Source organism: Zobellia laminariae (assembly GCF_030553095.1).
GTDB classification, from domain to species: domain Bacteria; phylum Bacteroidota; class Bacteroidia; order Flavobacteriales; family Flavobacteriaceae; genus Zobellia; species Zobellia laminariae.
Window position 1 is genome coordinate 1,583,930 of the sequence record NZ_CP130738.1, and the last position, 12,770, is coordinate 1,596,699.

Annotated in this window: 12 protein-coding genes and 3 pseudogenes; 9 read left to right on the forward strand and 6 right to left on the reverse strand. The window is 37.6% G+C overall.

The features are described 5' to 3' along the window. Positions 1–87: 87 nt before the first annotated feature. The 5 genes and pseudogenes from Q5W13_RS07505 to Q5W13_RS07525 form a co-directional block, all read right to left on the reverse strand. Positions 88–2,217: a prolyl oligopeptidase family serine peptidase gene (locus tag Q5W13_RS07505; RefSeq protein WP_304445885.1), complete on the reverse strand. Its 2,130-nt coding sequence runs from the start codon at positions 2,215–2,217 to the stop codon at positions 88–90. 98 nt (positions 2,218–2,315) lie between these two features. Beyond that, positions 2,316–3,303: pseudogene (locus Q5W13_RS07510) on the reverse strand (aspartate-semialdehyde dehydrogenase). A 203-nt stretch (positions 3,304–3,506) separates the two neighbouring features. After that, positions 3,507–3,911 carry a large conductance mechanosensitive channel protein MscL gene (gene mscL / locus Q5W13_RS07515; RefSeq protein ID WP_155595464.1) on the reverse strand — a complete coding sequence of 135 codons (405 nt, stop codon included), beginning with the start codon at positions 3,909–3,911 and terminating at the stop codon, positions 3,507–3,509. A gap of 98 nt (positions 3,912–4,009) precedes the next feature. Beyond that, the gene (gene alr, locus Q5W13_RS07520) at positions 4,010–5,119 is read right to left on the reverse strand and encodes an alanine racemase (RefSeq protein WP_304445886.1); all 1,110 of its coding nucleotides are present in this window, start codon (positions 5,117–5,119) and stop codon (positions 4,010–4,012) included. Then, entirely contained in the window at positions 5,112–5,756 is a 645-nt protein-coding gene (locus tag Q5W13_RS07525; RefSeq protein ID WP_304445887.1) for a thymidine kinase, read from the reverse strand. The genes alr and Q5W13_RS07525 overlap by 8 nt, the downstream gene beginning before the upstream one ends. A gap of 167 nt (positions 5,757–5,923) precedes the next feature. Here Q5W13_RS07525 and Q5W13_RS24770 point away from each other — a divergent pair, with 167 nt between their 5' ends. From Q5W13_RS24770 to Q5W13_RS07550, 6 genes and pseudogenes are all read left to right on the forward strand, one after another. Next, positions 5,924–6,214, forward strand: coding sequence for a hypothetical protein (locus Q5W13_RS24770; RefSeq protein ID WP_368662475.1), 291 nt, complete (start codon positions 5,924–5,926; stop codon positions 6,212–6,214). Next, positions 6,202–6,636, forward strand: coding sequence for a DUF8457 domain-containing protein (locus tag Q5W13_RS24775; RefSeq protein WP_368662476.1), 435 nt, complete (start codon positions 6,202–6,204; stop codon positions 6,634–6,636). The genes Q5W13_RS24770 and Q5W13_RS24775 overlap by 13 nt, the downstream gene beginning before the upstream one ends. 119 nt (positions 6,637–6,755) lie before the next feature. Further along, the gene (locus tag Q5W13_RS07535) at positions 6,756–7,112 is read left to right on the forward strand and encodes a DoxX family protein (protein ID WP_155595460.1); all 357 of its coding nucleotides are present in this window, start codon (positions 6,756–6,758) and stop codon (positions 7,110–7,112) included. A gap of 4 nt (positions 7,113–7,116) precedes the next feature. Beyond that, positions 7,117–7,786, forward strand: a pseudogene (gene rsmI / locus Q5W13_RS07540) (16S rRNA (cytidine(1402)-2'-O)-methyltransferase). A 5-nt stretch (positions 7,787–7,791) separates the two neighbouring features. After that, positions 7,792–8,136 carry a HopJ type III effector protein gene (locus Q5W13_RS07545; RefSeq protein WP_304445888.1) on the forward strand — a complete coding sequence of 115 codons (345 nt, stop codon included), beginning with the start codon at positions 7,792–7,794 and terminating at the stop codon, positions 8,134–8,136. Positions 8,137–8,138: 2 nt separating this feature from the next. Then, on the forward strand, positions 8,139–8,624 hold the full coding sequence (locus Q5W13_RS07550; protein WP_368662477.1) for a uracil-DNA glycosylase family protein: 486 nt from the start codon (positions 8,139–8,141) through the stop codon (positions 8,622–8,624). Between the two features lie 95 nt (positions 8,625–8,719). On the opposite strand, the gene Q5W13_RS07555 is transcribed toward Q5W13_RS07550, so the two are convergent. Then, complete coding sequence (locus Q5W13_RS07555; protein ID WP_304445889.1) at positions 8,720–9,556, reverse strand: class I SAM-dependent methyltransferase; 837 nt, start codon at positions 9,554–9,556, stop codon at positions 8,720–8,722. Between the two features lie 420 nt (positions 9,557–9,976). Between Q5W13_RS07555 and Q5W13_RS07560 the strand changes: the two genes are divergently transcribed. The 3 genes and pseudogenes from Q5W13_RS07560 to Q5W13_RS07570 all read left to right on the forward strand — a co-directional run bounded on the left by Q5W13_RS07560 (position 9,977) and on the right by Q5W13_RS07570 (position 12,514). Further along, a complete protein-coding gene (locus Q5W13_RS07560) occupies positions 9,977–10,405 on the forward strand; it encodes an OsmC family protein (protein ID WP_155595456.1) in 429 nt (142 codons plus the stop codon). Positions 10,406–10,442: 37 nt separating this feature from the next. Continuing rightward, positions 10,443–12,131 (forward strand): annotated as a pseudogene (recJ, locus tag Q5W13_RS07565) (single-stranded-DNA-specific exonuclease RecJ). After that, entirely contained in the window at positions 12,128–12,514 is a 387-nt protein-coding gene (locus Q5W13_RS07570) for a VOC family protein (RefSeq protein ID WP_304445890.1), read from the forward strand. Before recJ ends, Q5W13_RS07570 begins: the two are co-directional and overlap by 4 nt. Positions 12,515–12,770 lie beyond the last annotated feature (256 nt).

The window sequence follows — 12,770 nt, forward strand, 5'->3', positions numbered from 1 at the left end:
TGTTCTATAAACCGGAAGACTCTATCATAAAAAAGTCAAATCGGTATTTATTTTTTTTTAATATAGCACTATTGCTTTGAACTGAGTTTAATTCGGAAGTGTTTTAAATCCCATATTATACAGTGTAAACGCAAAAATGTCTGCATACTGTTCAATGGTCTTACTTACCGGTGTACCTGCTCCGTGACCTGCATTGGTCTCTATTCGAATCAAGGTAGGGTTTTTTCCCGATTGTTTGTCTTGCAGTTCTGCTGCAAACTTAAAACTATGCGCTGGAACTACACGATCATCATGATCCCCTGTAGTCACCAATGTAGCCGGATATTCCACACCTTCCTTGATAGTATGAACGGGTGAATACCCCTTTAAGTATTCAAACATCTCCTTGCTCTCTTCAGATGTGCCATAATCATAAGCCCATCCTGCACCAGCCGTAAATGTATGGTAACGTAACATATCTAAAACCCCAACCGCAGGCAAAGCCACTTTCATTAGGTCTGGTCTCTGCGTCATAGTAGCACCAACTAAAAGTCCGCCATTACTACCACCACGAACGGCTAGATAATCAGAAGAAGTATACTTGTTATCAATCAAGTATTCAGCAGCGGCAATAAAATCATCAAAAACATTCTGTTTTTGCATTTTAGTACCGGCATCATGCCATTTCTTTCCATATTCGCCACCACCTCTTAAATTAGGTACGGCGTAAATCCCACCTTGCTCTAACCAAACGGCATTGGCAATACTAAATGCAGGTGTTAAACTGATATTGAAACCACCATAACCATATAAAATAGTTGGGTTTTTGCCGTTGAGTTCCAGTCCCTTTTTGTGGGTAATAATCATAGGAACCTTAGTACCATCCTTTGAAGTATAAAAAACCTGATTGGATTCATAATCATCGGAATTGAAATCTATACTAGGTTTCCAATAGGATATATATTCACCAGTCTCTACATCATATTTATAAGATGACCCGGGAATGATATAATTGGTAAAAGTAAAGTAAAACTCCTTATTTTCTTTCTTCCCTCCAAAACCTGAAGCACTACCCAATCCAGGAAGCTGTACTTCGCGAATTAGATTTCCTTCGTAATCATATTGAAGCACCTTACTTATGGCGTCTACCATATATTCTGCAAAGAAATAGCCTCCACCTGTACCAACAGTTAGTACATTCTCTGTTTCTGGGATAAAATCTACCCAATTTTCCTCAGCTGGATTATCAGCATTAACCGTAACAATTCTTTTATTTGGAGCGTTTCTATTGGTAACGATATAAAGTTTTGAACCTTCGTTTTCAATAATATAATTGTCCGAATCCGTATCCTCAACAATAGGAACTAGCGGACTATCTTCTTTTGAAAGGTCTTTAATAAATAACTTGTTTCCAGAAGTTGAAACAGCCGCAGAAATTTGCAGATAACGTTCATCTTCTGATACCGAAGCGCCTATATATCTATGTTTTTCAGCGTCTACCCCACCATATACCAATTGGTCTTCGTTTTGAGAAGTACCCAATTTGTGGTAATACACTTTGTGTTGATCAGTCTTTGCAGAAAGCTCGCTTCCTTCAGGTTTATCATAGCTGGAGTAATAAAAACCTTCATTTCCTTTCCATGAAATTCCACTGAACTTAATATCAGTAAGCGTATCTTCAACAACCTGTTTGGTTTCAGCATTAATAACAATCGCCTTTCGCCAATCGCTACCTCCTTCTGATATCAAATACGCTGCAAGCGAACCATCTTTGGTAAAACTCAATCCGGCAAGAGATGTGGTACCATCTTCGGAAAAGGTATTTGGGTCTAAGAAAACCTCTTCGTTACCCTCACCTTTCTTTCTATAAATTACATATTGATTTTGTAACCCATTATTTTTATTGAAATAGGTATAGTTCCCTTCTTTAAAAGGAGCCCCTAGTTTCTCATAATTCCATAATTTCTCTAGCCTCTCTTTGAGAGCATCTCTAAACGGAATCTTTTCTAAATAATTAAAAGTAACCTCATTCTGTGCCTCTACCCATGCACCGGTTTCATCGCTCATATCATCTTCTAACCAACGATACGGATCCGCTACAGGGGTTCCAAAATAAGTGTCAACGGTTTCTGACTTATGGGTCTTAGGATAATTCACAATAGTAGTCTCTGTTTTTGGTAGTGATTTGCAAGCCACAATAGTCGCAGCAAATGAAAATAATACAGCGTATTTCTTCATGATTTAACAATTGAAATTCGCTAAAAGTACCATAAAAAAACCTATGCCGGCGTTGCACAGCATAGGTTTTAACTAAAAATTTAGAAAGTATATATTTTTTATACCAAATGGTTTTTCAATAGGTATTCTGCAATTTGTACCGCATTAGTTGCAGCTCCTTTACGAAGGTTATCCGCAACAATCCACATGTTTAAAGTATTACGTTGCGACTCATCTCTACGAATACGTCCTACGAAAACCTCATCCTTATCATGCGCATAGATTGGCATTGGATACGTATTTGTATCAGGATTATCTTGAACTGTAACAAGGAGTATCATTTAACATTCTGCGAACATCGTTTAAATCAAAGTCGTTTTCAAACTCAACATTTACTGATTCCGAATGTCCACCTGAAGTAGGAATACGAACTGCCGTTGCACTTATTGAAAAGCTACGGTCATCAAATATTTTTTGTGGCTCACGAGCCAACTTCATTTCTTCTTTAGTATATCCGTTTTCTAAGAAAACATCACAATGAGGCAATGCATTTCTGTTGATTGGATAAGGATAGGCCATTTCACCTTGAATCCCTGCCATCTCGTTCTCTAACTGACGTACAGCTTTAACTCCCGTGCCTGATACCGATTGGTATGTAGAGATGACTACACGCTTCATCTTATATTTTTTGTGCAGCGGAGCAAGCGCCATTACCAACTGAATAGTAGAGCAGTTAGGGTTAGCTATAATTTTATCCTCTTTGGTTAATTCACTTGCGTTTATTTCAGGAACAACCAATTTTTTGGTCGGGTCCATTCTCCAAGCAGAAGAATTATCTACAACGGTAGTACCTGCTTCTGCAAATTTAGGAGCCCATTCCAATGAAGTATCACCTCCAGCAGAAAATATAGCAATGTCTGGCTTTGCTGCTACGGCATCTGCCAAACCTATAATCGTATATTCTTTCTCTTTATAGGATAGTTTCTTACCTACTGAACGCTCAGAAGCGACCAATAACAGTTCAGTAACTGGAAAATTACGTTCGCTCAATACTTTGAGCATCACCTCGCCAACCATACCGGTGGCACCTACAACGGCTACTTTCATCTTTAATTAATTTAGAAGCACAAATGTAGTGCAACCCTATTGACCTGACAAGCATTTTAAATCAGTATAATCATAATTTAACAAATTGTTATAAATACAACAACGAATCAAAAAAGAACCGTCAAAGAAGTTGCGAACTTCAATGACGGTTTTAAGATTAAACTGCAGTGCAGCGGTTGTATTCTTTAAAGAATACTATATTCTTATTGCTTTTTAAGCAAATCTCTTATTTCAGCCAATAAGTCTTCTTGAGAAGGACCAGCTGGAGCAGCTTCTGGCTCTGGAGCTTTTGTTTTGTTGTAAGCTTTTACCATCATGAACATTACAAACCCTACGATGATAAGGTTAATGATGCTGTTAATCCATGCACCGTAACGTATTTGGTTTGCTGGTGTAGTAACCGTACCATCTGCTGCGATAACTGCTGGATCAAGTGTGATAGCCATTGCAGAGAAATCAATACCTCCTGCAAAGTGACCTACAATAGGCATGATCATATCAGCAACAAATCCGTTTATAACTAGCCCAAGAGCGGTAGCCATAATAACTGCAACTGCAAAATCAATGACGTTGCCCGTCATAATAAAATTCTTAAATTCTTTTAACATGATAATTAGTGTTTATAATGGTTATTTAATTAATGGCGCAACTTAATGCACTGCAAATTAACAAAAAAAGGATTAATTACGGCGAGATGCCCCTGGTTTTAATTATCAACAACCAAGCGAGTGACCCTTTGCGATATACCAGTTAGTATTTCGTATGAGATGGTTTTGGCACCGCTCGCAAACTCTTCGGCAGTTGGACTTGCCCCGAAAACAATGACCTCATCACCTTCTTTACAATCAATTCCAGTTACGTTTACCATGATCATATCCATGCAAACATTTCCTACAATTGGCGCCTTTTTTCCATTAATGGTTACATGTGCGTTTCCGTTACCATATTGTCTTCCAATGCCATCTGCATGACCAATTGGCAAAGTAGCCGTTACAACGGCTACTTCTGCCTTGTAAGCTCTGTTATACCCTATGCTTTGACCTTTATCAATTATATGAATCTGAGAAATAACGGTCTTTAATGTTGCCATAGGTTTAAGTTGGGCATCTATGGCTGCTTCGTTTCCAAAACCATAAAGTCCAATTCCACATCGTACCATATCATATTGAGCCTTTGCATAATTGATAACACCAGAGGTATTTAACAAGTGCAGCATAGGCTTATGCTTCAATTTAGGAAGAAGCACTTTAGTAAGGTGTTCAAAAGTTGTAATCTGGTTTTCGGTAAATTCCTGCTCGTTTAAATCTTCGGATGCTGCCAAATGTGAAAAAACAGAAACAACCTTAATTTGATCTTGATTGTCTAACACAGCTGTTAAGGCATCGATCTCACTTTCTACAAAACCCAACCTATTGAGGCCTGTATTAAATTTTAAGTGAATAGGATATTGTTCTAATCCCTTTTTCTTTGCAACCTGCAGAAAATTATCCAGTATTTTAGGTGAATAGATATTGGGCTCAAGATTATAAGCCACCAAGTTATCAAAACTTACCGGTAGCGGATGTAATACTAAAATGCGAGTCTTTATTCCCGCTTCTCGCAAAGCAATACCTTCACTTACATAGGCAACAGCAAAGTAATCTGCTCCTAAAGCTTCTAGCTTTTTTGCAATTGCTACAGAATCACTTCCGTAAGCAAATGCCTTCACTACCCCTAAAAATTTAGTTTTAGGGTCTAATCTTGATTTTAAAAACCTGTAATTATGTTCTAAAGCCAAAAGGTCTATTTCCAGAACGGTTTCACCTGTTTTAGCCATCTTTTTTCTTATCGTTAGAAGTTACCTCTTCAACCTTTACCTCTAAATGTTTCACTTTTTCTTTCAACCTTGCTTTATAATAAGCAGCACGGCTCAAAGGCTCGTATTCTTCGGTCTCTCCCAAAAGCACTAAATTATCATTACTGGATTTTCTATAGCTGTAGTTAGCCAGATTACCAGTACGTGTGCAGATAGCATGTACTTTGGTTACATACTCTGCAGTAGCCATTAATGCGGGCATAGGCCCAAACGGATTTCCCTTAAAATCCATATCCAAACCAGCTACTACAACACGTACTCCTTTGTTGGCTAAATCGTTACAAACAGTAACAATTTCATCATCAAAAAACTGGGCTTCATCAATACCAACAACATCGCAGGTATCTCCTAGAATACGGATATTGGCTGCTGCAGGTACCGCTGTAGAACGGATTTCATTGGCATCATGAGATACAACCATGTTCTCATCATAACGATTATCTACCGTTGGTTTAAAAATTTCAACCTTTTGCTTGGCGAACTGAGCACGTTTTAGCCTACGGATTAACTCTTCGGTCTTGCCGGAGAACATAGAACCAGAGATGACTTCTATCCACCCGAATTGTTCTTTATGATTAACAGTATTTTCGAGAAACATTTTGTAATTTTAGACGAAAATATAGGGTTTTTCGTTCTTAATATTGTAGAACCTTAGTGGATACATTGTTTTTATTAAAACATTCCGCTAAAGTTCAGAATTTAATGTTAGCAAAGATAGAGATACCTTTTTTACCCCAACCCGGTAGAATTAGAAAAAATTGACCGATGAAGAAAAAATTGAAGGAAGAGCTACGAAAATTATCTACTGATATTATCACGGCTCGTGATATGGATATGAGCGAGATGTATAATGTCGCTAAAAATTTATATGAAAAATTAGCGGTTCTTAAATACATAGAAGAGCAGCTAAACGATATAGAAATAGATGTTTCAAAAAATGTGATTGCTGCCAAATTCGAGAAAATGGCCAATGCCGTGCTTAACGAAAATGCTTCGGTACCCGAAAGCAATCCACACCAAGAAGATATAATGATATCTATGGTATGGATACCATAAAAGATATGATCTCTGAAATGCCTAGCCACGATCAACGTGTAGATGAAGTATTAGAAGAATTCATGTCCAAACCGGACTACATGAAAAACGATCAAGAACTTTTTGAACCTCAAAAACCAGTTGCACCTCAGCAGAACGGTTCAGCTCCTAAAAAAGAGGTACACACAAAATCTCTGAACGATAAAATTTCTAACAAAGAGCTTAAAATAGATCTTAACAATAGACTGGCTTTTGTTAAACACTTGTTTAACGGTAGTATGGAAGATTACAATAGGGTTCTCTCTCAGTTAAACACTATAGATAGTGAAGAACGCTCCGTTGCTTTTATTAATAACATGGTTAAGCCAGATTATAATAACTGGGCTGGAAAAGAAGAATATGCAGAACGATTTATGCAATTTATTGAACGAAAATTTTCTTAGATAGATATCTATCCGATATCTGAAAAATATAGACCCTTTGTTTTGAACAAAGGGTTTTTTTGTTGGAAATTAGTTTCAGATAGCAGTTTTCTTTATTTTATTGCCAAAACCTTACCACTATGAAAACCCAAAAAGCCCTTTATTGGTCTGCTTTAGTTTTGCTTACGGCCATTATGCTCTTTTCCGCATTTAATTATTTCACTAAATACGAAATGATAGCCGGTTTTTTTGAACATTTAAGTTATCCCACCTATCTCATATACCCATTGGCCATTGCTAAAATTCTAGGCTTGATAGCCATATGGGGCAATTTCTCCTCATGGCTTAGAGAATGGGCGTATGCAGGTTTCTTTTTTGATACACTTTTAGCGTTCTTTGCACATTATATAACTGATGGCCAAGATTATCTATTCGCCTTTATTGCGCTTATAGCTACCTTAATAGCCTATTTTACTGGTAGAGAGCTACGACCTTAGATTTATGGGAAAATTATATTTGGTACCGACACCTATCGGCAATCTTGAAGACATGACTTTGCGTGCAATTCGCATTTTAAAAGAAGTAGATTGTATTCTAGCGGAAGACACTCGAACCAGTGGAAAACTGCTTCAGCATTTTGAAATAACCACTCAAATGCAAAGTCACCATATGCATAACGAGCATAAAACCGTAGAAGCGCTTGTTAGGCGTTTACAAGCCGGTGAAACTATTGCCTTAATTTCAGATGCAGGAACTCCTGCCATATCAGACCTGGTTTTCTACTGACCAGAGCCTGTGTAGAAAAAAATATAGAAGTTGACTGCCTTATGGAGCTACGGCATTTGTGCCTGCTCTAGTGAATAGCGGTCTTCCTAACGATAAATTTGTTTTTGAAGGATTCCTGCCTCCAAAAAAGGGGAGACAAACCCGCTTAAAGCTACTAGCCGAAGAAACGCGGACTATTATTTTCTATGAATCGCCTTATAAGTTGATAAAAACCTTAGTGCAATTTGCGAAATATTTTGGAGCGGACAGACAAGTTTCCGTTTCAAGGGAACTTTCCAAACTTTACGAAGAAACACTTAGAGGCACAGCCGAAGAAATGGTACAGCACTTTACCGATAAACCCCCAAAAGGTGAGATTGTAATAGTTGTTGCCGGAAAAAAATAATACAGATGACATTAGATACTTTTATACAAAAACTAAAGACCGACCCTGAAACCATTGAGTTTTCAGAAACTATGGCGGTAATTGATGCTAATTACGACTATACTCCTACTGCTTTTACCAACGGTACATTAGAAAATGCCGAAGGACAAAATTCAGGTTCTTGCAAACTTTTCGCTTTTGCCAAAGAACAAGAACTTAACAAAGAAGAAGCTTTAGCCTGTTTTGGAGCGTTTTATTTTAACGATGTTCTAAAAGATGCAGAAGGAACAGGACACCAGAACATACGAAACTTCATAAATACCGGCTTTGCAGGTTTAAGCTTTGCACAAGACCCATTAAAAAGGAAGTAAAAATGAAAAAACTGCTCTCTGAAATACGTAAGTGTGAAGTTTGCAGAGAGCACTTACCGTTGGGACCAAGACCAATTGTAGCTGGAACAAAAAATGCTAAAATAGTTTTGGTAAGTCAGGCTCATAGTAGAAAGGCCCATGAACACAACAAAGCATGGGATGACCCTAGCGGTAGAAAATTAAGAGAATGGCTTGGGGTTACGGATGAGCAATTTTACAATCCAGATAATTTTGCAATTTTACCCATGGGGTTTTGCTTTCCCGGAAAAGCTAAAACAGGAGACCTACCACCGCGTAAAGAATGTGCACCCTTATGGCACGATGTTTTCTGGAGCCATTTAGAGCAAGTACAGTTAACACTTGTAATTGGCAAATATGCACAAGATCATTATTTAAAAGAACTGTCCAAAAAAACCTCACCGAAAACGTGGCAAATTATCATGAGTTTTTACCTGAATTTTTCCTTTACCGCATCCCTCTCCTGTTAATCGTTTTTGGATGTCAAAAAATCCATGGTTTGATATTGATGTGGTACCGGAATTAAAAAACTTGGTCTCATCAATCCTAAATACCAAAACTTAATTTAAAGTGCTTTTTTACGATATAAAGCCCAGAACAAATCCTCGGAAGGGTATGGTAAAATAATTTTATCAGGAATCATTTTTAGTAAAAAATTCTCCCCAAAACGATATTTAAGCACAGATTTTATGTGTCTGCCAGAGATTTTTTTAGATGGCCGCCCATGAGCTACTTTTTCAAAGCCAAAAGTTTTTAGAAAATTGGTCAAACTTTCTACAGAATACCAATGTAAAACACTAGGAGGTGCGTATTCATGCCAATTCTTTCCAAATATTTTAGCTGAAATACTAGACCTGTCCCATGATTCAATAAGAAGTAACCCATCATCTTTTAATAGTTCCGAAGCATTTTCAAATGCTTTTTGTTGGTCATAAAAATGGGCAACTACTTGTATCATAGAAATTAGGTCAAACTTATCATCTGCCTTAAAGTTTTCAAAAGAACCTTGTTGAATATCTAAACCGTATTCCTTTTGCCCATATTTTGTCATTTGGAGATTAGGCTCAATACCCATTCCACTCCAACCATTATCTAAGTAACCTTTTAAAATAAATCCGGCTGCAGCCCCAACATCTAAAACCCTTCCTTTTTTATTGGTGATTTTTTGAACTTTTTTGGCATACAGTTTACCCCTTTCATACAGTAGTTCTGAATTCTGCAAATAATCTGCATATCCTCCTTCGCCTTCGTTAAAATAGGAATCGCCATAGGTTTGAACAACATGCTTTTCATCTGCTTTAACCTTAGCATAACGGTGATTACAAGACCCACAATCTAAAATATCAAAACCTTTAATTTCAAAAACAAATTCTGATTGTGAACTACAAAGAGGACAATTCATATGGAACGCATACTATTAAAAAATTTATACTAAATGCAAACCAGTGCTAGCTATCAAAGTGATGAGGTCTAGAACCAACGAATGGTTGAAAAGTAGCCGTTTTTTGTCATTCAATCAGTCCCATCGGATAAAATGCGAATATCTCCGACAAAATGATTGATTTTAAATATTTAGTTGCCTTAAATTCTAAAACAACTTTGCAATTTCTGATGTTTATCCTATTCCCAGAGCGCTTTTTACTGCACAATCATCAATCTAAATTAATGTACTTGCTCTATATTGTTCGTTATGAGTTTTTGTTATTTTTATAAGCTTGCTACGACTACATTCTTTTGCTCTTCCAATACAAAGACAAGATGGAATAGCCAATAATATCTATCTATTAATCGTATTTTTGATACTTACAAGAAATATAAAATTATGTCTACTACAAATCATATTACTACCAAATGGCTGGGTAACATGCAGTTCGAAAGCACGAACCCATCAGGTCTAAACTTAACCATAGATGCAGGTCCGGATGACGGAGGTGAAGGAAAAGGATTGCGACCAAAAGCTTTAATGCTATCCGGTTTAGCGGGTTGTTCAGGACTTGACGTGGCTTCGCTTATTAAAAAAATGAAATTAGAGGTCGATGACTTTCATATTGAAACCATTGCCAATCTAACTGATGAGCATCCAAAGTTTTATGATGCCGTTACTATTGAGTACCATTTTCACGGAAAAGACTTAGCGGAGAAAAAATTGCAAAGAGCCGTAGACCTTTCTGTAGAAAAGTATTGTGGTGTAATGGAGATGTTCCGTCAATTTGCAACATTAGAAATCAAGACTATTTTTCATAAGGACTAAGCCTTAATTCAAACTTAAGTTCCAATATACCCTTTACATGCGCTGGACCATTAAACCCAAACCTCAACAGGACGCTATTGACCAATTGGTTAATGCGCTCAAGGTTGACGATTTAGTGGCTCAACTCTTATTACAAAGGGGTATATCTACTTATGAAGCGGCTAAGAACTTTTTTCGCCCAGAGTTAACGCATTTGCATGATCCTTTTTTAATGAAGGACATGAACATTGCGGTAGAACGTATTGAAGAGGCCATTGCCAATAACGAAAATATTCTTGTTTATGGCGATTATGATGTGGATGGTACCACCTCAGTAGCTTTGGTTTCTTCCTATTTACTAAGCTATTACCCCAACGTTGCCACTTATATTCCAGACAGATATACCGAAGGGTATGGAGTTTCTTTTAAAGGGGTAGATTTTGCCGAAGACAATGATTTCTCTCTGATTGTCGCGCTAGATTGTGGTGTAAAGGCTATTGACAAAGTAGCATACGCCAAGGAAAAAGGAATAGATTTTATCATTTGTGATCACCACAGACCCGGTAATTCGCTACCAGATGCTGTAGCGGTTCTTGACCCTAAACGTGATGATTGCAACTATCCATACGATGAACTTTGTGGTTGTGGCGTTGGTTTTAAACTGATTCAAGCATTAGGCTCTAGGCAAGGAGAAACTATTGAGGACCTCATTCCTTATCTTGATTTGGTTGCTACTGCCATTGGTGCAGATATTGTTCCGATGACCGGTGAGAACCGCGTATTGGCCTATTTTGGGCTATAGGTGATTAATACCAATCCTAGAATTGGTTTCAAGGCCATTATCAATCAAATAAAAAAATCGGTACTAACTATTACAGATGTAGTGTTTATTATCGCTCCGCGGATAAATGCCGCTGGCCGAATGGAACATGGGCAACATGCTGTAAACCTTTTAACCGAAACCGATTTTACCCAAGCCGAAACCTTTGCCGCCCAGATTGAAAAATTTAACCAAGACAGACGTGGACTCGACAAAGAAATCACTGTAGAGGCCCTTGAACAGATTCTTGATAATAAAGAAGAAGAACGTTTTACTTCTGTAGTTTACAAGGATTCTTGGCACAAAGGGGTAATTGGCATTGTGGCTTCTCGCCTTACCGAAACCTATTACCGTCCAACATTGGTCTTTACGAAAAGTGGGGATAAGTTAGCAGCTTCCGCGCGTTCCGTAAAAGGTTTTGACGTGTATAATGCCTTGCAGGGCTGTGCAGATTGCATTGAACAGTTTGGAGGACATAAATATGCAGCTGGCCTCACATTACTAGAAGAGCAGTTCGAAAACTTTAAAGCACAATTCGAAAAAGTTGTCTCCGAAACTATAGACCCAAAATTGTTGATTCCAGAAATCTCCATAGATGCTCAATTGGATTTCAAAGATATTTCACCAAAACTGATGCGTATTCTAAAACAGTTCGCTCCTTTTGGGTATAGTAACATGACTCCAACATTCATGTCCGAAAATCTAATAGATACAGGCTATGCCAAAGGTGTAGGTGAAGATGCGGCACATCTTAAGTTAGCTGCTACGCAAAACGGAATTGGCCCTATTGGAGGCATTGGTTTTAATATGGGTGACAAACTCCCTATAGTAGCCAACAAAAAACCTTTTAGTGCTGTCTTTTCTCTAGATGAAAATGAATGGCAAGGAAATATAAGCTTGCAGATGAAACTAAAAGACATACAATGAAAATAGAACACCTAGCCATATGGGTATCTGATCTTGAAGCCACGCGTCACTTTTACGAACATTACTTTGGTGCTGTTTGTGGAGAACGCTATCACAATCCAAACAAAAACTTCACTTCTCACTTTCTAAGTTTTGATGAAGGCTCAAGATTAGAGCTCATGCACAAACCGGAAATCACAAAGGCATCAGATTCTACGGAAGAACATTTAGGTTTTATTCATTTTGCGCTCTCTGTAGGTTCAAAAGAAAAAGTAGATACCATTACCGAGCAACTTAGAACTGACGGATTTCAGATTCCTAGTGAACCAAGAACCACAGGAGATGGTTATTATGAAAGTGTTATCCAAGACCCAGAAGGCAACCGAATTGAAATTACCATTTAACGGATTTCTTACTACGTAGTCCATCGATAATCCGTAAATAATCTAGACTTCTAAGCGCCTTTGCTCGATTGCTCTAAATAAAATTACAAACTACTTGGTTGGTTTTGATTTCTACAGTGCTCAAGAAGCATATCATCTTCACGTTTCATATTAAAAAAATAACCGTTTGTCGATAAAGCACCCTTTCACAGTAAATTCAAGACTTTAAAAAACTGACTACTCAGTCGGTTTTATGAAATATTAACCTAAACGGCTT

Excerpts from the sequence above, each read along its gene's own strand:
- Q5W13_RS07505 (WP_304445885.1), bottom strand. The coding sequence starts at position 2,217 with ATGAAGAAATACGCTGTATTATTTTCATTTGCTGCGACTATTGTGGCT.
- mscL (WP_155595464.1), bottom strand. The coding sequence starts at position 3,911 with ATGTTAAAAGAATTTAAGAATTTTATTATGACGGGCAACGTCATTGAT.
- alr (WP_304445886.1), bottom strand. The coding sequence starts at position 5,119 with ATGGCTAAAACAGGTGAAACCGTTCTGGAAATAGACCTTTTGGCTTTA.
- Q5W13_RS07525 (WP_304445887.1), bottom strand. The coding sequence starts at position 5,756 with ATGTTTCTCGAAAATACTGTTAATCATAAAGAACAATTCGGGTGGATA.
- Q5W13_RS24770 (WP_368662475.1), top strand. The coding sequence starts at position 5,924 with ATGAAGAAAAAATTGAAGGAAGAGCTACGAAAATTATCTACTGATATT.
- Q5W13_RS24775 (WP_368662476.1), top strand. The coding sequence starts at position 6,202 with ATGGATACCATAAAAGATATGATCTCTGAAATGCCTAGCCACGATCAA.
- Q5W13_RS07535 (WP_155595460.1), top strand. The coding sequence starts at position 6,756 with ATGAAAACCCAAAAAGCCCTTTATTGGTCTGCTTTAGTTTTGCTTACG.
- Q5W13_RS07545 (WP_304445888.1), top strand. The coding sequence starts at position 7,792 with ATGACATTAGATACTTTTATACAAAAACTAAAGACCGACCCTGAAACC.
- Q5W13_RS07550 (WP_368662477.1), top strand. The coding sequence starts at position 8,139 with ATGAAAAAACTGCTCTCTGAAATACGTAAGTGTGAAGTTTGCAGAGAG.
- Q5W13_RS07555 (WP_304445889.1), bottom strand. The coding sequence starts at position 9,556 with ATGAATTGTCCTCTTTGTAGTTCACAATCAGAATTTGTTTTTGAAATT.
- Q5W13_RS07560 (WP_155595456.1), top strand. The coding sequence starts at position 9,977 with ATGTCTACTACAAATCATATTACTACCAAATGGCTGGGTAACATGCAG.
- Q5W13_RS07570 (WP_304445890.1), top strand. The coding sequence starts at position 12,128 with ATGAAAATAGAACACCTAGCCATATGGGTATCTGATCTTGAAGCCACG.